This is a genomic window from Enterococcus sp. DIV2385 (genome assembly GCF_051711925.1).
Lineage (GTDB): Bacteria > Bacillota > Bacilli > Lactobacillales > Enterococcaceae > Enterococcus > Enterococcus faecalis.
This window is the reverse complement of the sequence record NZ_JBIONV010000001.1, coordinates 1,551,002-1,576,926: the sequence shown is the minus strand read 5'-3', so window position 1 is coordinate 1,576,926 and position 25,925 is coordinate 1,551,002. Positions and strand designations below refer to the sequence as shown.

Below are 25,925 nucleotides of genomic sequence, written 5' to 3'. Positions count from 1 at the left end.
AAAAAATGAATATCTTATGGTGGCAGATCTTATTATTAACATTATACGCAGGATACCAAATTTTAGATGAATTACAAATTTATTCTTCATTAAGTGCGCCAGTGTTTGCAGGTCTTTTTGCAGGATTAGTGATGGGGGATATTAAAGCAGGACTTATTATTGGTGGAAGTATGCAATTAACTGTATTAGGAGTTGGGACTTTCGGGGGTGCCTCCAAAATTGATGCTAACTCAGGTACGATTCTTGCCACAGCATTTTCTGTGTCTTTAGGAATGAACCCTGAACAAGCAATCGCTGCTATTGCAGTACCAGTTGCTAGTTTAATGATTCAATTAGACATTTTGGCTCGTTTTGCGAATACCTACTTTGCACATCGGATTGATAAAATGGTCGAAGATATGAACTACAAAGGAATTGAACGTAACTTCTTAATGGGTGCCTTACCTTGGTCTCTTTCTCGAATGATTCCAGTCTTCTTAGCACTTGCTTTTGGTGGTGGTTTAGTACAAAAAGTTGTATCTGTCCTAAATGGCGATTTGAAATGGTTAGGTGATGGCTTGTCTGTTGCTGGGGCGGTCTTACCAGCGGTCGGTTTTGCAATTTTACTACGTTACTTACCAGTGAAAAAACATTTCCCTTATTTAATTCTTGGTTTCACTGTAACTGCTTTACTAGGAACAATCTTTACAAACATGCAACTTTTAGGAACATCTGTTGCGAGCGTTGTGAAAGACTTCAGTGGTGTATTTAACGCACTACCAATGTTAGCAGTTGCTTTAATTGGTTTCGCTTTAGCCGCAATTAGCTACAAAAATGGTCAAATGATTCCGAGTGGGCCAGCAGCCAAAAAAGAACATGCAGCGAATGATTCAGACGAAGGAGAGATTGAAGATGACGAAATCTAATTATAAATTGACGAAAGAAGATTTTAAACAAATTAATCGCAGAAGCTTGTTTACTTTCCAATTAGGTTGGAACTACGAAAGAATGCAAGGATCAGGTTACTTGTATACGATTTTGCCACAATTGCGTAAAATTTATGGGGATGATACGCCTGAATTAAAAGAAGTGATGAAAACACACACGCAATTTTTCAATACTTCAAACTTCTTTAATACGATTATTACAGGGATCGATTTGGCCATTGAAGAAAAAGAAGGCATTGCTGGAAAACAAACAGTTTCAGGTTTGAAAACTGGTTTAATGGGACCGTTTGCAGCAATTGGGGATTCAATTTTCGCAGCTTTAATTCCAACTATTTTTGGGGCGCTAGCTGCCAACATGGCGATTAATGGCAACCCAACTGGTATCTTTATCTGGATTGTTGCTCAAATTGCCGTGATGGTCTTCCGTTGGAAACAATTGGAATTTGCGTATCGCGAAGGAATTTCTTTGGTAACAACTATGCAACACCGCTTAACTGCCTTAACAGACGCTGCAACTTTACTAGGGGTCTTCATGGTTGGCGCTTTAGTGGCAACGATGGTTAATGTCAAACTATCATGGGCACCAAGTATTGGGGATGTAACACTTAACATGCAAAATAACTTGGATATGATTTTACCACGTCTACTTCCTGCAGGAATTGTCGGTGGCGTTTATTGGATGCTAGGTAAAAAGAATATGACGTCTACTAAAGCCATTTTTATCGTATTAATTGTCTGTGTCGCATTGTCTGCGTTAGGTGTTATTTCAAAATAAGTAAGACAGGAGAAAATCGATGAGTGAACATTTAGTTCTAGTAAGTCATGGCCGTTTTTGCGAGGAATTGAAAAAAAGTGCGGAGATGATTATGGGACCGCAAGAAACAATTTCCACTGTTACTTTATTACCAGAAGAAGGTGAAGCTGACTTTTTAGAAAAATTTGAAGCGATTACGGAATCGCTAGAAGATTTTGTTGTCTTTGCTGATCTATTAGGGGGGACACCTTGTAATATTTTATCGAAAAAAATTATGCAAGGTGCTTCGTTTGACTTATATACTGGGATGAATTTACCGATGGTTATCAGCTATGTAAATGCAAGTTTATTAGCGATCGAAGGTGACTATGTTAAGGAATCAGCAGAAAGTATTGTGAAAGTCAACGAATTGCTGCTAAATGTTGCAGTAGATGATGAGGATGAATAATTCTGACTTGTTGTCGTAAGTAATTAAAGTTTTTAAGAGAATGATTTAGAGATGGACGTTCCAAAAATAAAAGAATTTATTTTTGGAACGCCCCTTTAATTGTTAATAATGAAAGCGTGTTCAAAAATGTTAGGGGGCTGATTTATCAGATGAAACATGGAAAAATAAAACGATTTAGTACATTGACACTATTGGCAAGCGCAACGATTTTAGTACCATTAAGTACGTCTGCAGAAGAAACAACAAACAGTAGCACTGAAACAAGCTCATCAATGGTGGAACCTACCGCAACAGAAGAAAAATTGTGGCAATCTGATTTTCCAGGAGGGAAAATTGGTGAGTGGCAAGATGTGATTGGTAAAACAAATCGAGAATTAGCAGGAGAGTCATTGGCGATTTCACGAGATGCAGCAGCAGGTAATAATGCCGTATCTTTAAATTTAGATTCCCCTAAATTAGCTGATGGTGAAGTAGAAACAAGGTTTAAATACACTGATGGAAGCGGTCGGACGGGTGTGATTATTCGTGGTAATACCAAAGATAGCTGGGTTTTTGTAGGCTATAACGCGAATGGCAAATGGTTAGTTGAAAGCCCTAATTCGTGGAATGATTCAATTTCTGGGCCAACGTTAAATGAAGATACGAATTATTTGTTGAAAGTACGTTATGTTGGTGAAAAAATTACTATCTGGCTTAACACCACGTTGATTTACGAAGGAGAACCTGTTTTGGCCAACGGAGACAAAATTCCAACAGAAGCCGGACATGTGGGTGTCCGTTTGTGGTACGACAAAAAAATTGTCAATTATGACTATTTTAAAAATGGCCCCGTAGATAGCATTCCGGAAATTGTGCCAGAAGTGACCCAAATTGCGCCAGTCAAAGTTTTTACAAAAATTGGTGTCGCACCAAAATTACCGAAACAAGTAAAAGTGACCTATAATACTGGTAAAGAAGCCAATGAAGCAGTCCGTTGGGATGAAATCGATCCTGATGCATACAAAGAACCAGGAACTTTTGAAGTCGACGGTACTTTGGAAAATACAAACATCAAAGCAAAAGCCAGCATTGTTGTTGCTAAAGACAATGAAGCTGAAAAAGGCGAAAAAATCTCTTCTGCAGATTTAACAGCCGTGGTTGACCCACAATTTCCACGAATTATTCGTTACGAAGACCCTCAGAGTAATCAAGTGATTTTTAATGGCCAACACGAGAAAATTGACCAAGTAATGATTGATGGCAAAGCATATAAAGCAACTGCTGAAAAACAAAAGAGTGAAGCAAATCAAGCCGTTTATAACGTAGCTGTCCCAGAAATTGGCCTGCGTTTCACAACGACATTGACTGTTTCCGAAGGCCAAGAATTAGCTATGAAACTCTCAGATATTCGTGAAGAAGGAACCAAAATACACACAATTTCAATTCCAAATCAAGGCTTGATTTCTGTCAATAGTACAGATGAAGGGGCGACTTTTGCTGGCGTTGTGATGAATACTGGGACAAATGCAAATAACGGAAATAAAAATGGTGATACTATCCAAGATTTAACTACAACAAGCCAAGAAGAAACGAAAAAATATATGTACGGTTTCTTAAATACAGCGAATTATGCTGCAAGTTTTTGGACGAACGCCTATGGAGACGGCTCTGTCGATGGTAGTGACAACAATCGAATCCATAAACAAACAAAAGAAGCAGCGACTGGTTTTGTAACAACCTTGTCAAGTGGGGCATGGACCTATCGACCATTTGATGCACCGGAAGATTACACAACTGGAGAAACGCCAGAAGTGAAAGTTAAATTCTCAAAAGATAGCAACGACGACAATCGGGTGGATTGGCAAGATGCGGCAATTGGGTTCCGTTCAATTATGAATAACCCAATGGGCGCGGAAAAAGTCCCTGAATTAGTCAACCAACGGATTCCTTTTAACTTTGCTAGTCAGGCGACAAACCCATTCTTAGTGACGTTAGACGAATCAAAACGCATTTACAATTTAACAGATGGATTAGGACAAATGAATTTACTAAAAGGGTATCAAAATGAAGGACATGATTCTGCGCATCCAGATTACGGTGCTATTGGTCAGCGACCTGGCGGGGAACAAGCGTTGAATCAATTAATTGATGAAGGCCATAAATTAAATGCCGTTTTCGGTGTGCATATTAATGACACCGAGTCTTACCCAGAAGCAAAAGGATTTAATGAGGAATTAGTTGATCCAACGAAGCGTGGCTGGGATTGGTTAGATCCGTCTTATTTTATTAAACAAAGACCCGATGCATTGAGTGGTCGTCGCTATGAGCGCTTTAAAGAATTAAAACAAAAAGCACCGAATCTAGATTATATTTATGTTGATGTTTGGGGCAACCAAGGCGAATCAGGTTGGGCAAGTCGTCAACTAAGTAAAGAAATTAATTCACTCGGTTGGTTTACAACCAATGAATTTCCGAATGCTTTAGAGTATGACTCGGTTTGGAACCATTGGTCTGCAGAAAAAGATTACGGCGGTACAACAACGAAAGGCTTTAACAGTACAATCGTTCGTTTTATTCGGAATCATCAAAAAGACACTTGGATTATTTCCGACAACCCTTTGTTAGGTGGAGCTGAATTTGAAGCCTATGAAGGTTGGGTGGGTAAAACCAATTTTAATACCTATCGCCAAAAAACTTTTGCCATTAATGTCCCAACTAAGTTCTTACAACATTACCAAATTACAAACTGGGAAACTACAACAGCAGAAGATGGTCAAATCTATGGCACGATTAAATTAGCGAACGGTGCTGAAAAAGTGACCGTTACTCAAGCAGATGCTAATTCGCCAAGAAGCATTACGTTAAATGAGACAGAAGTTCTAAAAGGTGATGCGTATCTACTGCCTTGGAATGTCAATGGTCAAGACAAACTATATCACTGGAATCCAAAAGGCGGTACCAGCACTTGGTCATTGGATAAGAAAATGCAAGGAAAAACGAATTTACATTTATATGAATTAACAGATCAAGGGCGTATTGACAAAGGCGCAATTGCCACTACAAATAACCAAGTGACCATCCAAGCCGAGGCTAATACACCGTATGTCATTGCTGAACCTGACAGTATTGAACCGATGACATTTGGAACAGGAACACCATTTAAAGATCCTGGATTTAATGAAGCCAATACCTTGAAAAATAACTGGAAAGTTTTCCGAGGTGATGGAGAGGTTAAAAAAGATGCTAACGGTGATTATGTCTTTAGTTCAGAAAAAGAAAGAACCGAAATCAAACAAGACATCAATCTTCCTAAACCAGGAAAATATAGTTTGTATCTAAACACAGAAACACATGATCGCAAAGCCACAGTAACTGTTAAAATTGGTGGTAAAAAATATACGCGGACAGTGAATAATTCGGTTGCCCAAAACTATATTCAGGCAGATATTAACCATACAAGCAGGAAAAATCCGCAGTATATGCAAAATATGCGAATTGATTTTGAAATCCCAGATAATGCCAAAAAAGGCTCGGTGACGTTAGCGGTTGATAAAGGCAATTCCGTTACAAAATTTGATGATTTACGAATTGTTGAGCGTCAAACGGATATCATGAACCCAGACAAACAAACAGTTATTAAGCAAGATTTTGAAGACACACAAGCAGTTGGGTTATATCCGTTTGTTAAAGGCTCAGCTGGTGGTGTAGAAGATCCACGGATTCATTTATCAGAAAGAAATGAACCTTACACACAATATGGTTGGAATGGAAACCTTGTTTCAGATGTATTAGAAGGCAACTGGTCCTTGAAGGCCCATAAACAAGGAGCAGGTTTGATGCTTCAAACAATTCCGCAAAATATTAAATTTGAACCGAACAAGAAATATACGGTCCAATTTGATTATCAAACTGATGGTGAAAATGTCTTTACTGCTGGGACCATTAATGGGGAGTTGAAAAATAACAATGACTTTAAGCCAGTCGGTGAGTTGACTTCGACAGCAGCAGATGGTCAAACCAAGCATTATGAAGCAGAAATAATTGGGGATGCTTCAGGAAACACTACGTTTGGTATTTTTACAACAGGTGCCGATAAAGATTTCATTATGGATAACTTTACGGTCACAGTGGAATCGAAAAAATAAATTTAGTCTATCTAGAAGAGGTCGGGACAGAAGTGCTTAACTCCGAGAACCAAGTAGGTACTGTTCAACATCTATTTGCTTTGCAAATAGTGTTTCTCAGCAATAAGAAGAAATTTCCGAAAATTGTCATAAAACACAACGAGGAACGAGTTGATGTTGCATGATACACTACACTCCGTTTCGTTCGCATCAATTTCTAAGCATGGAACATGCTAGAATTGAAGGACCCGGTGTTCTTTAATTTTTGGAGACCAAGTAGGTATTGTTCATCATCGAATCACTACGTTCTTCGTGATTCTCAACAATTTCGGCTTATTTCCGAAGGACCTTCACCAAGTAGGTACGATGATTTCATCTGTTCATGCTTCACAGTGAAACATCGCAACTCTTAGAGCTGTAGCTCTTTTGAAGGCTGTACTGTGACGAGACGCATGTCGAGAAAACACCTTAGAAGTTGTTGAGATCGGAGCAACGCGTAGTGTTGCTTCTGTTCTCGCCGTTTATCAGTTTTTGAGCGTGAAGCAAAAATCCAAAGTGATTTTTGTCCCACGCTCTACTTCTTTTATGAAAAGAAGCAAGGTCTAGTGCCTCATTTTTATACTGTAGAATAAACAGACACATTTTTTTAAGTGTCAGGCTTCTTTGTGTATTTCATCAAGAACGAATGGACAAACTTGCCTTTTGCCACAAATCGTTTACAATTACAATGATAGGCATAATTTATTTAGAGGTGAAGTGATTGAAGAAATACAATGTTGATTGGAATTACTGGGTTGTCCGCTTTTTATTTGTAATGGCGCTGATTGTTGGCTATTTATTAATCACGAATTATCAGCACTTTGTCCATAGTGTTTCGGGTTTATTAGGCATCTTATCCCCATTCATTACTGGGTTTGTGATTGCTTATTTATTGAGTGGAAGTCAGAAAAAAATCGAGGGATTACTAGAAAGAGTTCCTTTACCAGTCGTTAAAAAAGCGAAACACGGCTTGAGCGTACTCCTTTTGTACCTGATTATTTTGTTTATTTTTGTTTTGACATTAAACTATATCGTTCCGCTACTCATTAGTAATTTAGTAGATTTAGCAAACTCTTTACCCACTTTTTATGATCACATGGTTCAGTTTGTGATGAGTTTAGAAGATAAAGGGATTTTAAAAACAGCTGCGATTGAAAAATATTTAAATAGCGTCCTTAAAGATTTGTCGCCGGAACGTTTTTTAAATCAATGGACACAAGCGTTATTTTCATTAGGAACGTTGACTAAAAATGTTTCCTCATTCTTTTTAAATGCATTTTTAACGTTGATTATCTCAATTTATGCGCTGGTATTTAAGCAATCTATTTTGACATTTGTTGAAAAGGCTGCCCACAAATTGCTGTCTGAAAAAGTGTACAAGCAAACACAAACCTGGTTAAATACAACGAATAAAATTTTCTATAAATTTATCAGTTGCCAATTTCTTGATGCTTGTATAATTGGCGTTTCATCAACGATTTTGTTAAGTATTTTGAATGTGAAATTTGCTGTGACTTTGGGGATTTTATTAGGTATTTGTAATATGATTCCTTATTTTGGTTCGATTTTTGCATCAATTGTTGCTGGTGTGATTACGCTTTTCACAGGTGGTGTTACTCAAGCAATTACGGTGTTACTAGTTTTATTAATTTTACAACAAATTGACGGCAATATTATTGGTCCTCGAATTATGGGAGATGCCCTAAATGTCAATCCGATTTTAATTATTGTTTCAATCACGATTGGGGGAGCGTACTTCGGCGTCTTAGGGATGTTTTTAGCAGTTCCTGTTGCTGCAATCATTAAAATTATTGTCTCGGAGTGGCTAAATGAATCAAAAGAAAATGATAAGATTGTAGATTCTATTGAATCCTAAAGTAAAACTTTTCGTCTCGCGTTGACGAAAAGTTTTTTAGTGGAACAGAAAGTTTCATTATTTGGAATTTTTGATATGCTATACTTAAAATAAATAGAAAATCAAAATTGAGGTGAATAAATGCAGCTTTTAAAAAAATATGGCGGCTATTTTTTAGTTTTAGGGGTCTTACTTGATTTTTTTACACCTTATTATGTCGGATTCAAAGATCAAGGTTACAATCAATTGACAGAAGTAATTAGCTTATTAGGTGATGTGAATAGTCCAGTTAGGGAAAACTTTAATCGGTTAACTATCATTGCGGGAATGTTGATGTTAGCAAGTTTACCTAGGATATATGCTATTTTTTCCAGAAAAACGAAAAAAGGTGCTTGGTTAGTAGTGGCAATGATTGGCGCTTATGGTTTATTTGATTGTATTTTCAGTGGGCTCTTCAGCGTAGACACTTCAAGCGCTGGCACAGTTGCTGCCGCGCTTCATAACGGAGGATCAGCAGTCGGTTATACAGGCTTTTTGTTGTTATCAGGCGTCTTAACCATTATCTATAGTAAATACGGTTCGCAAAAAAATAAAAAACTTTTTGGCTTTTTGTTTATTTTATGTATGCTTGCAGCCGGCTTATATGGCTTAGCAAGGATTCCACAACTACAACAGGTAAAACCATTTAATTATTTAGGCTTATGGCAAAGAGTGAGTTCATTTTGTAATTATCTACCAATGCTGGCACTGTGTTTACAAACTAAAACCAATGACAAATTTGATTGAACATTCGTCATTGGTTTTTTACTAGTTAAAATTGTCTGGTAAGAACTTAATTATTGGCTACGGTGACTTCACCAGTAACAGTGGCACCATCTTTTTCTAAGTCAGCAGAATCTTTGTATTCTTGTTTATCAAAAGTAATATTGCCATTAACTTTGGTACCATTTAAAGTAAAGCCATTTGCTTTCACCTCAATATCACCTTTGACAGTCCCGTGAACGATGTTGAAATTTTCAGAAGAAACGATTAGTTTAGGAACCGTGATTTCATATTCAGCAGTTATTTTTTTATTATCATCTTGAGAATAAAGCGCTAATTTGCGATAGACATCGTTGGAATCTTTCCCCTTATCATGGAAAGTACCAGCAACTGTTACCTCTTTATCAAAAGTGACATTGTCAGTAGCTGCGACAATCCAATTTCCTTTATCACTTAACGCCATTTCGAGTTCTTCAGGCTTGGCACTAATTGAAGCACCAGAGACTACTTCTGTACTTGAATTAGCTGTTTCTTTGCTACTAGAACTACTATCTGTTTTTTTATCAGATGAACAAGCACTAAGCAGCACAAGAGCAGCAGTTGCCGTCAAAACAGGGGTGAGTACTTTAGACATTTTCATAAAAATCCCTCCAAAAAATTTATTTCTTCCTTTATCATAACTGATTCAAAGGGAAATGAGTAATCATACACTCAAAGATTGAGAAGTTTGGCCAACGGGAAATTAGGCTTATTCTCTCAAGAATGTTCAGGAAATATTCAAAGTAATCATTTCTTTTTCAAATGTTCCTTTTCTGTAGTAAGCTAGTAATAGACAGAATTTAAGGAGGAGATTTTGATGCCTTGGAATATGAATGATTATCCTACATCAATGAAAAATTTAGCACCTTTGATTCGGAAAAAAGCGATAGATATTGGCAATGCGTTGCTTGCGGATGGCTACCCTGATGATCGCGCCATTCCAATTGCGATTAGTCAAGCGGAGAAATGGTATCAAGAGGCAAGTGCAGCAGACAAAAAAGCCTTCGAACAAGAAGCAAATCCTACGAAACAAGATTCGCATAAACAGGATAAACATGCGGGAAAATTATTAACGGCGGCTGTCAACGTTAAATATAAAGACGGCCAATGGTTGGTGATTTCAGACAGCGCTGAAAAAGCAAGTAATACATTTACCCACAAACAAGAGGCGGTTGAACGAGCTCAAGAAATTGCTCGGAATAAGCAAACAAAGTTGAAAATCTATAAGCAAGATGGTACGTTACAAGAAACCAAAGAATATACTGAATAATTTTTCGAAACCTTGATATTCCGTTGCAATTCAAGAAACGGTTATCAAGGTTTTTTTGCGAGGGAGAAATGGACAAGTAAGAAAAAATAACAAAAGTTAAGAATGAGAATAAGACTTGCTTTTCTAGTTTTTGGTGGGTACAATTACACTAATTAAGATAAAAAATCAAAATAATTGAGGTGCTACGACAATGGAAAAAGCCAATCTTGATTGGAATAATTTAGGATTTTCTTACATTAAAACGCCCTTTCGTTATATTAGTTATTGGCGAGATGGCAAGTGGGAAGAAGGCACGCTAACAGATAACAATCAGTTAACGATTAGTGAAGGTTCGCCTGCTTTACATTATGGCCAACAATGTTTTGAAGGATTAAAAGCGTATCAATGTGCAGATGGTTCTGTCAATTTGTTTCGTCCAGATGAAAATGCCAAACGGTTACAAAAAAGTTGTGCGCGTCTACTGATGCCACAAGTACCAGTAGAAACCTTTGTTTCTGCATGCCAAGAAGTGGTGAAAGCCAACCTTGCTTATTTACCGCCATATGGAACGGGCGGTACGTTGTATCTTCGCCCTTATATGATTGGTGTCGGCGATAATATTGGCGTAGCACCCGCCAAAGAATACATTTTTTCTATTTTTTGCGTGCCGGTTGGTTCGTATTTTAAAAATGGTTTAGCACCAACCAACTTTATTGTTTCTGACTATGATCGAGCAGCGGGTCGAGGAACTGGGGCCGCTAAAGTGGGGGGCAATTATGCAGCTAGTCTTTTACCAGGTGCAGAAGCACATGAGAAAGAATTTAGTGATTGCATTTATTTAGATCCGTATACGCATACGAAAATTGAAGAAGTTGGTGCAGCCAATTTCTTTGGCATAACCAAAGATGGTACTTTTATTACGCCGAAATCAGCGTCTATTTTACCAAGTATTACTAAATATTCATTATTGACGCTAGCAGAAGAACGTTTAGGGATGACGGCGCTTGAAGGAGACGTTTACATTGATCGATTAGCGGACTTCTCCGAAGCGGGTGCTTGTGGCACAGCGGCGATTATTTCTCCTATTGGAGGGATTCAAAATGGCACAGATTTCCATGTGTTTTATAGTGAAACAGAAGTTGGACCAGTGACCAAACAACTATATGATGAATTGGTTGGCATACAGTTTGGTGACAAAGAAGCGCCAGAAGGCTGGATTGTAAAAGTTTAAAGAGACAAAAAAGAGAGAATTCATGCTCTCTTTTTTTTGTGTAGAATATTCAGAATTTTCTATAAAAAGATTGACTTTAATACTATTTAAAGGAATAATGGAAGATACAAGATTTAAAAAAGGAGGGGAAGCTATTGCTTATTAAATCAGCAGAATCAGAAGAAATGACGATTTTTTTTGATAAAGAAAACCAACCAAATGCACAAGTTCAAATGGGCATTATTACATTACAACCTGGTGAAAAACGGCCTTTAGCTGGATATGCTCGCCATGAACAGGATGAATATTCTTATGTGATTTCTGGCGAAGCACATACGATTTTAGAAGATGGTCAAGACTTAGTTGGAAAAGCTGGACAAGCCCAATTAATTGAAGCTGGTGAGGGGCACATTAATTATAATGATGGGTTGGAGCCAGCGGTCGTTGTCTGGATGCTTGTGGAAAGGACAAAATAAAAGGGGAGCTGTCTTTCTGTAAGTAAGAGCATAAAAAAATGAAGAGTTATAGGAGAAAGAAGATGAAAAAGTATTTAAAAATCACAATGGTTTGTATTTTATTGGTAGGATTTTTAGCTGGGTGTACCAATAAAAATGAAAATAAAAAGAAACAGAAAAATACCAAAGAAGCCGTTCAACTGATGTCACCCTCGGAATTAACAACGCTCAACACCTCTGTATTATTGGATTTTCCAGATGCTATTGTCCAAACAGCAGCGTTTGAAGGGTTATATAGTTTAGATGAACAAGACCAATTGGTACCAGCCGTAGCAAAAGCATTGCCGACGATTTCAGAAGATGGAAAAACCTACACGATTTCTTTGAGAAAAGAAGCGGTTTGGAGTAACGATGATCCTGTCACAGCGCATGATTTTGAATATGCTTGGAAAAAAATGATTGATCCTAAAAACGGCTTTGTTTATAGCTTCCTCATCGTTGAAACAATTCAAAATGGTGCAGAAATCTCAGCGGGAAAATTAGCACCCAATGAACTTGGTGTCACAGCTGTGGATGATTATACATTAAAGGTGACGCTCAAAGAGCCAAAACCGTACTTTACGTCCTTGTTAGCTTTTCCTACATTTTTCCCGCAAAATCAAAAAGTAGTCGAACAATTTGGTGCGGACTATGGAACTGCTAGCGATAAAGTCGTCTATAATGGCCCGTTTGTGGTAAAAGATTGGCAGCAAACAAAGATGGACTGGCAACTAGCAAAAAATAATCGCTATTGGGATCACCAGAACGTGCGCTCAGACATTATCAATTATACGGTTATCAAAGAAACATCTACTGCATTGAATCTTTTTGAAGATGGACAATTAGATGTGGCTACACTAAGTGGTGAACTGGCGCAACAGAATAAAAATAATACGTTGTATCATTCGTATCCAACAGCGACAATGAACTATTTGCGCTTAAATCAAAAACGGAAAGGGCAAGCAACGCCGCTTGCAAACGAAAACCTGCGTAAAGCGTTGGCTTTAGGAATAGATAAAGAAAATCTAGTCAATAATATTATTGCAGATGGTTCTAAAGCGCTACATGGTGCGATTACGGAAGGCTTTGTGGCGAATCCCACAACGGGTCTCGATTTTCGTCAAGAAGCAGGTAATTTAATGGTTTATAACAAAGAAAAAGCGCAAAGTTATTGGAAAAAAGCACAAGCAGAATTAGGAGAAAAGGTTAACGTTGAATTGATGGTAACAGATGATGGTTCTTACAAAAAAATTGGTGAAAGTTTGCAAGGCTCGCTACAAGAATTGTTTCCTGGTTTGACAATAGAGCTAACCGCATTGCCGACTGAAGCTGCATTGAACTTTGGGCGAGAAAGTGACTATGATTTATTCTTAATTTACTGGACACCAGACTATCAAGACCCTATTTCTACCCTGATGACTTTATACAAGGGCAATGATCGCAATTATCAGAACCCTGTCTATGACAAATTATTAGATGAAGCAGCCACAACCTATGCCTTAGAGCCAGAAAAAAGATGGGCGACACTGATTGCAGCTGAAAAAGAAGTGATTGAAACGACTGCTGGCATGATTCCACTTAGCCAAAATGAACAAACAGTCCTGCAAAATGATAAAGTCAAAGGCTTGAATTTTCATACCTTTGGCGCTCCATTAACGTTAAAAAATGTTTATAAGGAAAAATAAAAAGAGAGCCTGGGCTGAAAATCGCTTTTGATTTTCGGCCCAGGCTTAAATCCTGCTTTTTAACCCAAAATTTGTCACCATTTAGCCTTTTCGGGTTTTATCTCGAACGCTTCTGTTCTAATAGTTCAGAATCAGGTGCAGTGTGGGGCTGGGCATATTTTTTCATATATGTCGGCAAGGCTTGACTAATCTTCGTTGGTAAAACAACATAGTCAGTTTTGGCCAAATCATCTCCAATGAGACTGTGTAAGTAGATGGCGCCAGCAATGGTTTCAATTGTCGGCTTAAACTGAGCTAAAAAACCAGCAATGATGCCAGCCAAGGTATCCCCAGTTCCGCCAGTAGCCATCCCAGGGTTGCCACCTGTATTTTGAAAAGGTTCTCCTGCGTGGAAAATTGTGGTGCAATGACTTTTTAAAACAATCGTACTGCCTAATTTTGCTTGTTGGCGCTGGTTATTTGCCAGTGTTTGTTGCTCGATAGGTAAGTGACTCAAACGTTGCCATTCCATTTGATGAGGTGTGAAAACAACTTTTTCAGGATAGGTAAGGGAAAAATTGCCTTGGCTAAACAGGGTAATTGCTGAGCCATCGATAATTAACCATTGTTGTTTTTGATGTTGGGCGAGTACCATCTTTAATATTTGTTGTGCAGTAGCATCTAAGCCTAAACCTGGACCAATTAAAATAACATCCGCTTGCTCTACGACGTTCGTCAGAAGGACTGTTTCTTCAAAGCCCACGACCATCGCTTCTGGGCATCTTGCATGTAAAGGCCCGTGATTTTTAACATCAGTAATCACAGTGGTGAGACCAGCGCCACTATTGATACACGCTTCGGTACTCATGATGATGGCTCCGCCATATTGTCGGTTTCCTCCGATTAATACGACACGCCCAAAATTGCTTTTATAAGAGTCGGAGGGGCGTTGAGTGATGACTTCCTCTAAAATGTCCTTGCTTAAATAGCGCATTCTATCACTCCTTTTCTTGGGATTTCTTTGTTCTCAGTATACTACAAGAGCCCCGAAAAAATCAGTTTATTTAATGTTAAAAGTTACTCTATTGAAGGCAATGAGGTGTATAATAAGGACCAGATAAATGAGTTAGGAGAGTGAAACAGATGGAAGAGAAAAAAACATTTTATATGAGTGGCTACGTAGGAATTGCGAGCTTATTAGTTATTTTAATTGCGGGAATTGGTTTATTTATTTATGGAGCGAGTCATACCAATGGTGTTCTTGTTGTTTTAGGTATTATTTTGTTAGTTGGGGCTATTTTATTTTTAAGTTCCTTAACCATTGTTAGTCCCAACCAGGCGAAAGCTATTTTATTTTTTGGTCGCTACTTAGGCACGATTAAAGAAAATGGGTTGTTTATTACCATTCCATTTACGCAAAAAATGAACATTTCTTTGAAAGTACGAAATTTCAATAGTTCTCTATTAAAAGTCAATGACTCTGACGGGAATCCAATCGAAATCTCTGCGGTCATCGTTTTTCGGGTAGTCGATACAGCTAAGGCGTTATTTAATGTCGATTATTATCAAGACTTTGTGGAAATTCAAAGCGAAACGGCAATCCGGCATGTAGCAACACAATATCCTTATGACACTTTTTCAGATAATGATGTAACTCTGCGAGGAAATACCGAACAAATTTCCGAGGAGTTAACCAAAGAATTGCAAGAACGCTTAGCAGTGGCTGGTGTAGAGGTTATCGAAACACGGTTGAATCATTTAGCTTATGCAACTGAAATAGCTAGCTCCATGTTGCAAAGACAGCAAGCAAAAGCAATCTTAGCGGCCCGACAAACAATTGTGGAAGGTGCGGTAAGCATGACACAAATGGCCTTAGAACAGATTGAAGAAGGGCAAGAAATTAATTTTACCGATGAACGAAAAGTACAACTTATTAATAATTTACTAGTCTCAATCATTACTGATAAGGGCACACAACCAGTTATTAATACAGGCGACGTTTCTTCTTAAAGAGGAAGCAACGCTAAAAATAGCAAAAAAGAGTCATCTTTCCGATGGCTCTTTTTTTTGGTAAACACGAACATTATATAATTTTAATTTATAATATTTCGGTTTTTCTTTGACATCTCTTTTTCTCATTGTTAGAATAACAGTGAAAAAAGGCGGAAGGAGTTATTATATTCATGAAACCATTAGTCGCTGTGATTATGGGAAGTACCTCAGACTGGGCAACGATGAAAGCTGCTTGTCTTGTGTTAGAAGAGTTGAAAATTCCTTATGAAAAACGAGTGATATCAGCACATAGGACCCCTGATTTGATGTTTCGTTTTGCAGAGGAATCACGAACAAAAGGATTGAAGGTTATTATCACTGGCGCTGGTGGAGCGGCCCATTTACCAGGGATGGTAGCTGCAAAGACAACCTTACCTGTCATTGGTGTTCCAGTTAAAACACGAACATTAAACGGTATTGATTCACTGTTGTCTATTGTGCAGATGCCAGGCGGAGTTCCTGTAGCAACAACTGCGATTGGCTCAGCAGGTGCTACCAATGCTGGGTTATTAGCTGCAGAAATACTAAGTATTGATGATTTACAGTTAGCAGAAAGAATCCAAGCAAGACGACAATCATTGGAAAAAGCGGTTATGGAAAGTGGGGAACAACTTGAATAAACCTTTAAAAGTCGGAGCAACTATTGGCATTATAGGTGGAGGACAGTTAGGGCGAATGCTAGTCATGAGTGGTAAAAAAATGGGTTTCCAAATGATTGTGTTGGACCCAACGCTCAATAGTCCAGCTGGTCAAGTAGCTGACCGTCAAATTGTGGCAGCCTTTGATCAGACATCTGCTTTAACTGAACTAGCAGAGTTATGCGATGTGATCACTTATGAATTTGAAAATATTGAAGTGGCCTCCCTAGAAAAGGCCATTCCACTAGAAAAGTTGCCACAAGGAACAGAATTGTTAAAAATTACTCAAAATCGATTGCTTGAAAAAACGTTTCTTCAATCGATTGGCTGTAAGATTGCCCCTTTTGCGGAAGTAAAAAGCCAGAAAGAGCTGCCACAAGCAATAGAAAAGATTGGTTTTCCATGTGTCTTAAAAACTATTCAAGGTGGATACGATGGAAAAGGACAAGTCGTCTTAAAATGCGAAGAGGATTTCTCCCAAGCGACTAAATTATTAGCTAACGCCACTTGTGAATTAGAAAAGTGGGTGCCTTTCACTAAAGAACTTTCAATCATCGTTGCAGGGAATAAGCATGGTTACCAAAGCTTTCCTGTATCTGAAAACATTCATCGAAAGAATATCTTGCATGAATCAATTGTGCCAGCACGAATTTCTGAGAATGTGCAACAAAAAGCAGCGGAATTGGCGCAATACATTGCTGAGGAATTAAATCTATCTGGGGTTTTAGCTATCGAAATGTTTTTAACGGATTCAGAAGAGTTGTACGTCAATGAATTAGCGCCACGGCCTCATAACTCAGGTCATTACTCTATTGAAGCTTGCTCATTTAGTCAATTTGATGCGCATATTCGAGGGATTAGCAATTGGGGCATTGGGTTACCCCAATTACTTCAATCAGTGGTTATGGTGAATCTCTTAGGCGAACACTTAGAAAAAAGCTACCAGTTATGCACGTCAAAACCCACTTGGCAAGTCCATTACTATGGAAAAGCCGAATCAAAAGTTGGCAGAAAAATGGGCCACGTCACCATTACAACACCTTGCTTATCAGAAACGTTAAAGGAAATTGAGACTGTTGGTATTTGGAATGTAACTTAATAAATGCTTGCTCCAAGAAAGTTTTTTATTTTTACATTCGACAAACACGAACGATTATTGTTTTTTTGTAACTAATGTAAGTTTTTGTCTGATGTAAATCAGCTGACTTAGAAAGAATAGGGTTCATGAAGCTAACGAGAAGAGGGAAAGAATGGAAAAGAAAGCACTTGTGTATACAGGAAAAGCGAAGAATTTGTATCAAACAGAAAATGCAGCGGTTCTTTTTGTGGAATATCTTGATCAAGCAACAGCTTTAAACGGTCAAAAAAAAGACAAAGTTCTTGGGAAAGGCGCTTTGAATAATCAAATCACTAGTCTAATTTTTGAACATTTACAGCAACAGAAGATTCCCAATCATTTTATCAAAAAAGTATCTGAACACGAACAATTAATTCAGGCCGTAGAAATGATTCCTTTGGAAGTTGTCGTACGTAATTATGCGGCAGGAAGTTTTTCGAAGCGTTTAGCGATTGAAGAGGGCACTAAATTAGTGACGCCCATTATCGAATTTTATTACAAAGAAGATCGTCTGGATGATCCTTTTATTAACGAAGACCATATTCAATTTCTAAAAGTAGCCACTCCTGCTGAAATTGTGGAAATCAAAGCATTGGCTTTACAAATTAATCAGGCGCTTAGTCAACTCTTTCAACGCCTCAATATTTGTTTGATCGATTTTAAAATCGAGATTGGTCGGACGAAGGCCAATCAATTGTTACTGGCAGATGAAATTTCTCCAGACACCTGTCGTCTATGGGATTTAAACACAAACGAACATCTGGATAAAGATGTTTATCGCCGTGAATTAGGAGAAATAGTTCCTGTATATGAAGAAGTTTTACAACGTTTACTAACAGCTAATTGAGGAGGAAGCGCGTATGTATTTTGTCAAAGTCTATGTTACGTATAAAGAATCAATTTTGGATCCCCAAGGTGAAGCGGTTAAGGAAGCAGTCCATCGGCTTGGTTTTACAGAAGTAGCCGAAATCCGTGTCGGTAAGTATTTTGAAATGCACGTCCAGCAGACAGAAGCAATTGAAGAGAAAATTGAACAAATTTGTGATCAACTATTAGCCAATGTAAATATGGAATCCTATCGTTTTGAAATTTTATCTTTGGAGGAAATTTAAATGAAATTGGCAGTGATTGTTTTTCCAGGATCCAATTGTGATGCAGACTTATTGTGGGCTGTCAAAGAGGTGATGGGCGTCGATGCAGAATTTGTCCGACACGATGCCACTTCTTTAGCAAAATTTGATGGCGTGTTATTGCCTGGTGGTTTTTCTTATGGCGATTACTTACGTTGTGGTGCAATTGCTCGGTTTTCGCCAATTATCAATGAGGTGATTCGCTTTGCTACAGAAGGCAAAATGGTTTTTGGTACTTGTAATGGCTTTCAAATTTTAACAGAAATTGGCTTGCTTCCTGGTACGTTGTTAAGAAATGATTCGCTTCGTTTTATTTGTAAAAGTGTCCCATTGAAAGTGAATACGCACACAAAGTTTACAAGCGAGTATCCTGAAAATATTTTGATACATTTACCAGTAGCACATGGCGAAGGGAATTACTATTGTGATGAAAAAACGTTGAAAGAGCTGAAAGAAAAGAACCAAATTGTTTTTACGTATCAAGAAAAGGTGAACGGTAGTCTTGCGAATATTGCTGGTATTTGTAATGAACAGGGCAATGTTCTAGGAATGATGCCTCATCCGGAACGAGCGATGGAAGAATTGTTAGGTTCAACAGATGGACACAGCTTTTTTGCTTCAATCATTAAAAACTTTGGAAAGGAATTAAGCCAATGATGAATGAACCAACACCAAAAGAAATCAAGGAGACACGGTTGTATGCAGAATGGGGACTAACAGATGAAGAATATCATCAGATTGAGACCATTTTACAAAGAGAACCTAATTATACAGAAACTGGCTTATTTTCCGTGATGTGGAGTGAACATTGCTCTTACAAAAATTCCAAGCCCGTTTTAAAAAAGTTTCCGACGGAAGGGCCACAAGTGCTTCAAGGTCCTGGTGAAGGAGCTGGGATTGTCGATATTGGTGACGGATTAGCTGTTGTTTTTAAAGCAGAGAGCCATAATCATCCTTCTGCAGTAGAACCTTACGAAGGAGCAGCTACAGGCGTTGGTGGAATTATTCGCGATATTTTCAGTATGGGGGCGCGGCCGATTGCTTTACTGGATTCGTTAAGATTTGGCGAACTGACGGATGCACGAACACGTTATTTGTTTCAAGAAGTTGTGGCGGGGATTAGCGGTTATGGAAATTGTATTGGTATTCCAACCGTTGGCGGTGAAATAGCTTTTGAGCCATGTTATCAAGGAAACCCACTTGTTAATGCTATGTGTGTGGGATTGATTCGTCATGATGAGATTCAAAAAGGCCAAGCAAAAGGCGTCGGAAATAGCATTCTTTACGTAGGTGCGAAAACAGGACGAGATGGAATTCATGGTGCGACCTTTGCTTCAGAAGAATTTAGTGAAGGTGAAGAACAGCAACGATCTGCGGTACAAGTAGGCGATCCGTTTATGGAAAAATTATTATTGGAAGCTTGTCTTGATTTAATCAAAAATCATCAAGATATTTTAATCGGCATCCAAGATATGGGGGCGGCTGGCTTGGTTTCTTCAAGTGCTGAAATGGCATCAAAAGCAGGTTCAGGCTTGATTCTAGAGCTGGATAAAGTTCCGCAGAGAGAGACGCAGATGAGCCCCTATGAAATGCTCTTGTCTGAGTCCCAAGAACGGATGTTAATCTGTGTGGAAAAAGGAGCAGAACAGCAAGTTTGTGAATTGTTTCAAACGTATGACTTAGAAGCGGTAGCGATTGGATCCGTAACGGATGATGGACAGTATCGTGTCTTTCACAGTGACAAAATAGTCGCAGATGTACCAGTAGATGCTTTAGCAGAAGAAGCACCTGTTTACCAGAAAGCCTATCAAGAACCAGAACGGATGCGTGCTTTTAAAAAATTAGCGCCCTTCATTCCAGAAATTACGAATAGCACGGAATTATTAAAACGCCTATTGCAACAGCCAACGATTGCATCAAAAAAATCAGTTTACGAAACCTATGATAGTCAAGTACAAACGAATACAGTGGTGCAACCAGGAAGTGATGCAGCTGTTTTAAGAGTGCGGGGCACCAATAAAGCCTTAGCGATGACGACAGATTGTAATAGCCGTTATTTGTATTTAAATCCTGAAATTGGTGGGCAAATTGCGGTTGCAGAAGCAGCTCGTAATATTGTAGCAAGTGGAGCACAACCTTTGGCTATCACTGATTGTTTGAATTATGGTTCCCCTGATAAACCAGAAAGTTTTTGGGAATTATGGACGTCGGCGGATGGAATCGCCGCAGCTTGCCGTCAGCTAGGAACACCCGTGATTTCTGGTAACGTCTCTCTTTACAATGAAACAGATGGTCAAGCCATTTATCCAACGCCAATGATCGGCATGGTGGGAGTGATTGAAGATGTTTCACAAATTACCACACAAGCGTTTAAACAAGTGGATGACTTAATTTATCTCATCGGTGAAACCCACGCAGATTTTAACGGCTCAGAAATTCAAAAAATGCAACTGGGTCGAATTGAAGGGCAATTACGCTCATTTGATTTAAAAGAGGAAAAAGCAAACCAAGAATTAGTTTTAAAAGCAATTCAAGCAGGCCTAGTTGCTAGCGCGCATGATTGCGCTGAAGGCGGCGTTGCCGTTGCTTTAGCCGAGTCGGCTTTTGCCAACGAACTGGGGTTACAGGTGACACTGCCATTAAAAAAAGAATATCTATTTGCGGAGACGCAATCCCGTTTTATTCTTTCAGTTAGTCCCCAGCATCAAGAAGCATTTGAAACACTTATCGGAAGAAAAGCTCAACATATTGGGAAAGTGACTGAAACTGGTTTGGTCATTCATGCGTTAGATGATGTGATCAATTGTTCAACAAAAGAAGCCAAAGCCTTATGGGAGGATGCGATTCCATGTCTTATGAAGCAAAAAGCTTAAATGAAGAGTGTGGTATTTTTGGTATTTGGGGTCATCCTGATGCGGCACAAGTGACCTATTTTGGCTTACACAGCTTACAGCATCGAGGCCAAGAAGGCGCGGGAATTGTGGCGAACAATTCTGGGAAATTAGATGGCCACCGTGATTTAGGTTTATTAGCAGAAGTATTCCAAAAGCAAGAACAACTGAATGCGTTAGAAGGAACGGCGGCTATTGGTCATGTACGCTATGCAACCGCTGGTACGGGTAGCGTGGATAATATTCAGCCATTTTTATTTAAATTTTATGATAGTCAAATTGGGTTAGCACACAATGGCAATTTGACAAATGCCAAACGTTTACGAAAACAACTAGAAAGAGAAGGCGCTATTTTTCATTCCAATTCAGACACTGAAATTTTAATGCACTTGATTCGAAAAAGCACTGCTGCCTCGTTTCTCGATAAATTAAAAGAGAGCTTGAATTTGGTTAAGGGTGGCTTTGCTTATCTTTTATTAACAGAAACGATGATGATTGCTGCACTGGATCCCAACGGCTTTCGCCCTCTCTCCATCGGACAAATGAACAATGGGGCGTACGTTGTGGCATCCGAAACGTGTGCATTAGAAACAGTTGGGGCTCGCTTTATTCAAGATGTGGCGCCTGGTGAAGTAGTCATCATTTCTGATGAAGGCTTGAAAATAGAGGTTTTCACTACGGAAGTCCAACTGGCAATTTGTGCAATGGAATATATTTATTTTGCACGGCCAGATTCAAATATTGCTGGAGTTAATGTGCATACAGCTCGTAAAAGAATGGGAAAGAACTTGGCGATCGAAAGTCCAGTCGCAGCTGATATGGTAATTGGGGTACCGAACTCGTCATTGTCTGCAGCTAGCGGCTATGCAGAAGAAGCACAGATACCTTACGAACTAGGTTTAGTAAAAAATCAATATGTCGCTCGAACATTCATCCAGCCGACACAAGAATTAAGAGAACAAGGTGTCCGTATGAAACTATCGGCAGTTCGTGGCGTGGTCAAAGGAAAAAAAGTCGTTTTAGTAGATGATTCGATTGTTCGCGGGACCACTATTCGGCGCATTATTCATTTATTAAAAGAAGCAGAAGCGCAAGAAGTTCATGTCAGAATTGCTTCACCACCATTAAAATATCCGTGTTTTTATGGCATTGATATACAGACGCGGGACGAACTAATTGCGGCAAACTATTCAATTGAAGAGATCAAAGAGCAGATTGGCGCAGATTCGCTGGCTTTTTTGAGTGAAGCAGGGCTGATTGATGGGATTCAATTAAATTATGATGCTCCTTATTCTGGGCTGTGTATGGCTTACTTTAATGGAGACTATCCAACTCCTTTGTATGATTATGAAGAACAATATTAAGCATCCTTGAAAAAAGAAACTAGGAGGAATTGACATGGAAAATGCCTATTCAAAAGCTGGCGTAAATGTTGAGGCAGGATACGAAGTAGTGGAACGAATTCAAAAGCATAGCCAAAAGACACAACGGACGGGAACGTTGGGCATGCTTGGTGGTTTTGGTGGTTGTTTTGATTTAAGTAGTTACAAGCTTAAAGAACCAGTTTTGGTATCAGGAACGGATGGCGTAGGCACAAAGTTACTCTTGGCAATTGAAGAACAGAAACACGAGACAATCGGAATTGATTGTGTAGCAATGTGTGTCAATGATGTCGTCGCACAAGGCGCCGAACCGTTATATTTTTTAGATTATTTAGCGTTAGGGACCGTTAATCCAGCTAAAGTTGAAGCAATTGTTGCGGGTGTTGCGGCTGGCTGTTGTGAGGCGAATGCAGCCTTAATTGGGGGCGAAACAGCTGAAATGCCTGATATGTATGAAGCAGATGCTTATGACGTGGCTGGTTTTGCCGTGGGTATTGCTGAGAAAAGTCAACTCTTGACTCCAAGTAACGTAAAAGAAGGCGATTTCTTGATTGGTCTTCCTTCAAGTGGTCTTCATTCTAATGGTTACTCTTTAGTAAGAAATGTTTTTTTTAAGAAACATTCGTTTAAAACAACGGACAAGCTTCCAGAATTGGCACCCAAAACGTTAGGGGAAGAATTATTAACACCAACAAAAATTTATGTGAAGGAATTATTGCCATTGTTAAAAGCAGGACTCGTGCATGGGGCTGCGCATATTACTGGCGGCGGGTTTTTAGAAAATCTACCAAGAATGTTTTCTTCCTCATTAGCTGCAGAGATTCAATTAAATAGTTGGCCAGTGCTACCAATTTTTAAATTGCTTCAAAAATATGGTGAAATTCCACCTGAAGAAATGTATGAAATTTTCAATATGGGCTTAGGGATGATTTTAGCGGTGAGTCCAGAGCATGTTAAAAAAGTTCAGGAGCTTTTGCCAGAAGCTTTTGAAATTGGTCGTTTGGTACCTAGGAAAACGAAAGCCGTTATTTTTAAGGAAGCCTTATGAAGATAGCTGTTTTTGCATCTGGCAATGGTAGCAATTTTGAGGCGATTGCTGCAGCTTTTTCCCAAAAAAAAATCGCAGGGCAGTTGAGCTTAGTCTTTTGTGACCAGCCTGAAGCCTATGTATTGACCCGTGCCAAAAAACGCAAGATTCCCGTTGTTTGCTTTTCACCATCTGATTTTCCATCTCGTGGGCAGTATGAAGAACAAGTATTGAAACATTTAAAAGAGCATCAGATCGATTTAATCGTGTTAGCTGGTTATTTGAGAATTATCGGCAAGACTTTACTGGAGGCTTATCCAAAGAGAATCGTCAATATTCATCCTTCTCTGTTACCTAGTTTTCCAGGTCTTCACGGAATTGAAGAGGCATTTCATTATGGAGTGAAAATAACAGGAATCACTATCCATTATGTTGACTCTGGGGTTGATACAGGACCGATTATTTTCCAAACAACCACCAAAATTGATACTGAAGATACATTGGACACATTAACAGAGAAAATTCATGCTCTTGAGCACGAATGGTACCCAAAAATAATTTCACAAATTGTAAAGGAGACAATGAAATGACCAAAAGAGCATTGATTAGCGTTTCAGACAAAACAGGAGTGACAACATTTGCAGCAGGCTTAGTTGCAAATGGCTTTGAAATTATCTCCACTGGGGGAACAAGGACTGTCTTAGAAGAAGCGGGGGTACCGACACTTGCTATTGACGACATCACTGGCTTTCCAGAAATGTTAGATGGCCGTGTCAAAACGTTACATCCGAATATCCATGGCGGACTTTTGGCAAAAAGGGGAAACCAAGCGCATCAAAAAGCACTGACTGAACAAGGCATTCAATTTATTGACCTTGTAGTAGTGAATCTTTATCCATTTAAAGAAACAATTTTAAAACCAGTGATCTCTGAAGCAGAAGCGATTGAAATGATTGATATTGGCGGTCCTAGCATGTTACGTTCAGCGGCAAAAAATTATCAAGACGTAACAGCAGTGGTTGATCCTAGTGATTATGAACAGGTATTAAGTGAAATTAGCAGCACTGGAACTAGCCAGTTAGCCACCAGAAAAAGATTAGCAGCAAAAGTCTTTCGTCATACCGCTGCTTATGACGCGCTTATCGCTGACTATTTAACGACGCAAGTGGGTGAAACTGAACCAGAGAAACAGACGCTTACTTATGAACGCAAGCAAACATTGCGCTATGGTGAAAATAGCCATCAACAGGCCACCTTTTATCAATCCGTTGTACCTGTATCATTATCCGTTGCTTCCGCTCGACAACTTCATGGCAAAGAACTGTCATATAACAATATTCGAGATGCTGATGCAGCGCTCCGGATTGCTAGCGAGTTTACAGAACCTACGGTTGTCGCTGTTAAACATATGAACCCATGTGGAATTGGAACAGGAAAAACGATTTTGGCAGCCTATCGTCAGGCATTTGAAGCAGATCCAGTTTCAATTTTTGGTGGCATTGTTGTTTTGAATCGTCCAGTGGATCAAGCGACTGCGGCTGAAATGCATCAAATCTTTTTAGAGATAATTATTGCGCCTAGTTTTGAGGAAGAAGCTCTGGCATTGTTATCTCAGAAAAAGAATCTTCGTTTGTTAACGTTAGATTTTCATGCTCAAGAAAAAAAAGCGGCGGAATTAGTTTCTGTTATGGGCGGGTTATTAATTCAAGAACAGGATACAGTTGTTGAAAATGACCAAGCATGGCAAGTTGTTACAGAGCGCCAACCCACACCAGCCGAAAGAGACGCATTGAACTTTGCTTGGAAAGCAGTCAAGCATGTAAAATCAAACGCTATTGTTTTAGCCAATGAAAGCCAAACGGTGGGGATTGGCGCTGGTCAAATGAATCGAATTGGTTCAGTAAAAATTGCAGTTGATCAAGCCCAAGCAGCTGGAAAATTACAAGGAGCCGTCTTAGCAAGTGATGCCTTTTTCCCCATGGCAGATAGCGTGGAATATGCTGCACAACATGGTATTCAAGCAATTATTCAGCCAGGCGGGAGCATTAAAGACCAAGCATCAATCGATCTAGCGAATCATTATGGCATTGCGATGATTTTTACTGGGACTCGTCATTTCAAACATTAATTTTTAAAGGAGAAACC

At 39.0% G+C, this 25,925-nt stretch carries 23 protein-coding genes; 21 read left to right on the top strand and 2 right to left on the bottom strand.

Annotated features, from left to right (window positions below):
• Positions 1-5 precede the first annotated feature (5 nt).
• The 6 genes from IGM04_RS07760 to IGM04_RS07735 all read left to right on the top strand — a co-directional run bounded on the left by IGM04_RS07760 (position 6) and on the right by IGM04_RS07735 (position 8,911).
• Entirely contained in the window at positions 6-905 is a 900-nt protein-coding gene (locus tag IGM04_RS07760; protein WP_002357253.1) for a PTS mannose/fructose/sorbose/N-acetylgalactosamine transporter subunit IIC, read from the top strand.
• A complete protein-coding gene (locus IGM04_RS07755) occupies positions 892-1,701 on the top strand; it encodes a PTS system mannose/fructose/sorbose family transporter subunit IID (protein ID WP_002357254.1) in 810 nt (269 codons plus the stop codon). Before IGM04_RS07760 ends, IGM04_RS07755 begins: the two co-directional genes overlap by 14 nt.
• A 19-nt stretch (positions 1,702-1,720) precedes the next feature.
• Complete coding sequence (locus IGM04_RS07750) at positions 1,721-2,128, top strand: PTS sugar transporter subunit IIA (protein ID WP_002407777.1); 408 nt, start codon at positions 1,721-1,723, stop codon at positions 2,126-2,128.
• Positions 2,129-2,277: 149 nt separating this feature from the next.
• On the top strand, positions 2,278-6,252 hold the full coding sequence (locus IGM04_RS07745; RefSeq protein ID WP_086317938.1) for an endo-alpha-N-acetylgalactosaminidase family protein: 3,975 nt from the start codon (positions 2,278-2,280) through the stop codon (positions 6,250-6,252).
• 739 nt (positions 6,253-6,991) lie between these two features.
• Positions 6,992-8,146 carry an AI-2E family transporter gene (locus IGM04_RS07740; RefSeq protein WP_002386882.1) on the top strand — a complete coding sequence of 385 codons (1,155 nt, stop codon included), beginning with the start codon at positions 6,992-6,994 and terminating at the stop codon, positions 8,144-8,146.
• A gap of 120 nt (positions 8,147-8,266) precedes the next feature.
• On the top strand, positions 8,267-8,911 hold the full coding sequence (locus tag IGM04_RS07735) for a DUF998 domain-containing protein (RefSeq protein ID WP_086317937.1): 645 nt from the start codon (positions 8,267-8,269) through the stop codon (positions 8,909-8,911).
• Positions 8,912-8,957: 46 nt separating this feature from the next.
• On the opposite strand, the gene IGM04_RS07730 is transcribed toward IGM04_RS07735, so the two are convergent.
• A complete protein-coding gene (locus tag IGM04_RS07730) occupies positions 8,958-9,527 on the bottom strand; it encodes a hypothetical protein (protein WP_086317936.1) in 570 nt (189 codons plus the stop codon).
• A gap of 216 nt (positions 9,528-9,743) precedes the next feature.
• On the opposite strand from IGM04_RS07730, the gene IGM04_RS07725 reads away from it, so the two are divergent.
• The 4 genes from IGM04_RS07725 to IGM04_RS07710 all read left to right on the top strand — a co-directional run bounded on the left by IGM04_RS07725 (position 9,744) and on the right by IGM04_RS07710 (position 13,564).
• The gene (locus IGM04_RS07725; RefSeq protein ID WP_010709492.1) at positions 9,744-10,196 is read left to right on the top strand and encodes a DUF2188 domain-containing protein; all 453 of its coding nucleotides are present in this window, start codon (positions 9,744-9,746) and stop codon (positions 10,194-10,196) included.
• Between the two features lie 190 nt (positions 10,197-10,386).
• Positions 10,387-11,406, top strand: a complete 1,020-nt coding sequence (locus IGM04_RS07720) for a branched-chain amino acid aminotransferase (RefSeq protein WP_086317935.1) — start codon at positions 10,387-10,389, stop codon at positions 11,404-11,406.
• A gap of 134 nt (positions 11,407-11,540) precedes the next feature.
• Positions 11,541-11,861, top strand: coding sequence for a cupin domain-containing protein (locus IGM04_RS07715; RefSeq protein WP_002365769.1), 321 nt, complete (start codon positions 11,541-11,543; stop codon positions 11,859-11,861).
• Between the two features lie 62 nt (positions 11,862-11,923).
• The gene (locus IGM04_RS07710; protein ID WP_047648940.1) at positions 11,924-13,564 is read left to right on the top strand and encodes a peptide ABC transporter substrate-binding protein; all 1,641 of its coding nucleotides are present in this window, start codon (positions 11,924-11,926) and stop codon (positions 13,562-13,564) included.
• A gap of 97 nt (positions 13,565-13,661) precedes the next feature.
• Here IGM04_RS07710 and IGM04_RS07705 read toward each other — a convergent pair whose 3' ends face one another.
• On the bottom strand, positions 13,662-14,537 hold the full coding sequence (locus IGM04_RS07705) for an NAD(P)H-hydrate dehydratase (protein WP_086317934.1): 876 nt from the start codon (positions 14,535-14,537) through the stop codon (positions 13,662-13,664).
• A gap of 149 nt (positions 14,538-14,686) precedes the next feature.
• On the opposite strand from IGM04_RS07705, the gene IGM04_RS07700 reads away from it, so the two are divergent.
• From IGM04_RS07700 to purH, 11 genes are all read left to right on the top strand, one after another.
• Entirely contained in the window at positions 14,687-15,553 is an 867-nt protein-coding gene (locus tag IGM04_RS07700; RefSeq protein WP_002357267.1) for an SPFH domain-containing protein, read from the top strand.
• 173 nt (positions 15,554-15,726) lie between these two features.
• A complete protein-coding gene (purE, locus tag IGM04_RS07695; protein ID WP_086317933.1) occupies positions 15,727-16,215 on the top strand; it encodes a 5-(carboxyamino)imidazole ribonucleotide mutase in 489 nt (162 codons plus the stop codon).
• The gene (gene purK / locus IGM04_RS07690; RefSeq protein WP_002399033.1) at positions 16,208-17,332 is read left to right on the top strand and encodes a 5-(carboxyamino)imidazole ribonucleotide synthase; all 1,125 of its coding nucleotides are present in this window, start codon (positions 16,208-16,210) and stop codon (positions 17,330-17,332) included. Before purE ends, purK begins: the two co-directional genes overlap by 8 nt.
• A 151-nt stretch (positions 17,333-17,483) precedes the next feature.
• The gene (purC, locus tag IGM04_RS07685) at positions 17,484-18,197 is read left to right on the top strand and encodes a phosphoribosylaminoimidazolesuccinocarboxamide synthase (RefSeq protein WP_010824718.1); all 714 of its coding nucleotides are present in this window, start codon (positions 17,484-17,486) and stop codon (positions 18,195-18,197) included.
• Positions 18,198-18,210: 13 nt separating this feature from the next.
• Entirely contained in the window at positions 18,211-18,462 is a 252-nt protein-coding gene (purS, locus tag IGM04_RS07680) for a phosphoribosylformylglycinamidine synthase subunit PurS (protein WP_002357271.1), read from the top strand.
• Positions 18,463-19,137 carry a phosphoribosylformylglycinamidine synthase subunit PurQ gene (gene purQ / locus IGM04_RS07675; protein WP_086317932.1) on the top strand — a complete coding sequence of 225 codons (675 nt, stop codon included), beginning with the start codon at positions 18,463-18,465 and terminating at the stop codon, positions 19,135-19,137.
• Complete coding sequence (gene purL, locus IGM04_RS07670) at positions 19,134-21,353, top strand: phosphoribosylformylglycinamidine synthase subunit PurL (protein WP_086317931.1); 2,220 nt, start codon at positions 19,134-19,136, stop codon at positions 21,351-21,353. The genes purQ and purL overlap by 4 nt, the downstream gene beginning before the upstream one ends.
• Positions 21,329-22,735: an amidophosphoribosyltransferase gene (purF, locus tag IGM04_RS07665; RefSeq protein ID WP_086317930.1), complete on the top strand. Its 1,407-nt coding sequence runs from the start codon at positions 21,329-21,331 to the stop codon at positions 22,733-22,735. The genes purL and purF overlap by 25 nt, the downstream gene beginning before the upstream one ends.
• Before the next feature lie 34 nt (positions 22,736-22,769).
• Positions 22,770-23,801, top strand: coding sequence for a phosphoribosylformylglycinamidine cyclo-ligase (gene purM, locus IGM04_RS07660; protein WP_086317929.1), 1,032 nt, complete (start codon positions 22,770-22,772; stop codon positions 23,799-23,801).
• Entirely contained in the window at positions 23,798-24,370 is a 573-nt protein-coding gene (purN, locus tag IGM04_RS07655; RefSeq protein ID WP_002381817.1) for a phosphoribosylglycinamide formyltransferase, read from the top strand. Before purM ends, purN begins: the two co-directional genes overlap by 4 nt.
• Positions 24,322-25,908 (top strand): bifunctional phosphoribosylaminoimidazolecarboxamide formyltransferase/IMP cyclohydrolase, encoded by a 1,587-nt coding sequence (gene purH, locus IGM04_RS07650; RefSeq protein ID WP_370684187.1) that lies wholly within the window; start codon positions 24,322-24,324, stop codon positions 25,906-25,908. The genes purN and purH overlap by 49 nt, the downstream gene beginning before the upstream one ends.
• The last annotated feature ends 17 nt before the right edge of the window (positions 25,909-25,925 follow it).